Origin of the sequence: Pseudomonas fluorescens (assembly GCF_902497625.1) — a bacterium.
Taxonomy (GTDB): Bacteria; Pseudomonadota; Gammaproteobacteria; order Pseudomonadales; family Pseudomonadaceae; genus Aquipseudomonas; species Aquipseudomonas fluorescens_BQ.
Genome location: NZ_CABVGX010000111.1, coordinates 1 through 1,831, shown reverse-complemented (window position 1 = coordinate 1,831; position 1,831 = coordinate 1). Strand labels below are relative to the sequence as shown.

Sequence of the window (1,831 nt, the reverse complement as noted above, 5' to 3'; positions counted from 1 at the left end):
TTCGGCGATCTTGCGCTCGGTGCCGAAGATGATCCGGGTTTCCTGGGTTTCGAAATCGATCGCGCCACGCACGTGACGTGCGCCCAGCAACACTTTGTAAAGTGCATAAAGCTGTTTGAGGTGCGGCAGAACGTCGTTGTACTCGCCGCGAAGCTGACGCGCTTCGGTGAGTTTCGGCGTCTCCAGCATTGCGCTGACCTTGTTGTAGGTCAGGCGCGCATGGGAATGGATGACCGCTTCGTAGAAGCAGTAGTCGGTCATCTCGCCGGTTTTCGAGATGGTCATCTCACAGACCATGGCCAGGCGATCGACGTGCGGATTCAGCGAGCACAAACCGTTGGACAGTTGTTCCGGCAGCATCGGGATCACGCGCTCGGGGAAGTAAACCGAGTTGCCGCGAACCTGGGATTCGTTATCCAGGGCCGAGCCGATTTTCACGTAGCTGGAGACGTCGGCAATCGCTACGTACAGCTTCCAGCCGCCGGAGAACAGGCGCAGCTTGCCCGGTCTGGCTTCACAGTAAACGGCATCATCGAAGTCGCGCGCGTCTTCACCATCGATGGTGACGAACGGCAGATGGCGCAGGTCGATGCGCTTCTCTTTGTCTTTCTCTTCGACTTCAGGCTTGAGCTTGGCAGCTTCTTTCAACACCGCTTCAGGCCAGACGTGCGGGATATCGTACGCGCGAAGAGCGACGTCGATTTCCATGCCCGGCGCCATGTAGTTGCCCACGACTTCAACCACGTCACCTTGCGGCTGGAAGCGCGGAGTCGGCCAGTGAGTGATCTTCACTTCGACGAACTGACCAATCTTCGCATTGGCGTTGCGGCCCGGCGTGACCAGCACCTCCTGCTGGATCTTCGGATTGTCCGCCACCACGAAGCCGATACCGCCTTCTTCGAAATAGCGACCGACGATGGTTTCGTGAGCACGGGAAACCACTTCGACGATCATGCCTTCACGGCGACCGCGACGGTCCAGACCGGAAACGCGCGCCAGGGCGCGGTCGCCATCGAACACCAGACGCATCTGCGCCGGGCTCATGAACAGATCGTCACTGCCGTCATCCGGCACCAGAAAGCCGAAACCGTCCCGGTGACCGCTGATGCGGCCGAGGATCAGGTCGAGCTTGTCCACCGGCGCATACGTACCACGACGGGTGTAGATGAGTTGAGCGTCGCGCTCCATGGCGCGCAGGCGGCGGCGCAAGGCTTCGATCTGGTCTTCAGTGGTCAGACCGAATTCTTCGACCAGTTGCTCGCGGTTAGCAGGCGAACCCCGATCAGCAAGATGCTGAAGGATCAATTCGCGGCTAGGAATAGGGTTTTCATATTTTTCCGCTTCACGAGCGGCCTCGGGATCGAGGGACTGCCAATCGGCCATTAGAGAGTTTTCACCTTGTCTATATACGGGTTAGTTTGGCATAGGCGTAATGAAACGGGAAATTTCAGGCTGCAAGGGCCCGTCTAAAGGCCCTTATCGACATCGCAAAGCTGATTTAGAGACCGCTGGTAAAATTTTCAAGATTTTTTGAGTGCCAGGGGTTTACAGTTAAAAACACGCTCCGTATAGTGCGCGCCATCAACGACGGAGACGCTGTTGATACTGCCCAGATGGTGAAATTGGTAGACACGCCAGCTTCAGGTGCTGGTGACCGCAAGGTCGTGGAAGTTCGAGTCTTCTTCTGGGCACCAATTCAAACCCAAGGTCTCGATCTTGAGTTTCACAGGAACCCGCGAAAGCGGGTTTTTGCGTTTCTGGCTCCCAGAAAAAGTTCGGGAACTCCCTGCACGCTCACTACTTGTAGCAGCTGGCGGAGCCTGCGTTCGGC

Annotated in this window: 1 protein-coding gene and 1 tRNA gene; one reads left to right on the top strand and one right to left on the bottom strand. The window is 57.2% G+C overall.

The genetic code is table 11. From position 1 onward, the window contains the following. A partial coding sequence (locus tag F8N12_RS27460; RefSeq protein WP_150583132.1) for a ribonuclease R family protein occupies positions 1-1,383 on the bottom strand: 1,383 nt, incomplete at its 3' end. A gap of 224 nt (positions 1,384-1,607) precedes the next feature. On the opposite strand from F8N12_RS27460, the gene F8N12_RS27455 reads away from it, so the two are divergent. Next, positions 1,608-1,694 (top strand) — tRNA-Leu (locus F8N12_RS27455). Positions 1,695-1,831: the final 137 nt, after the last annotated feature.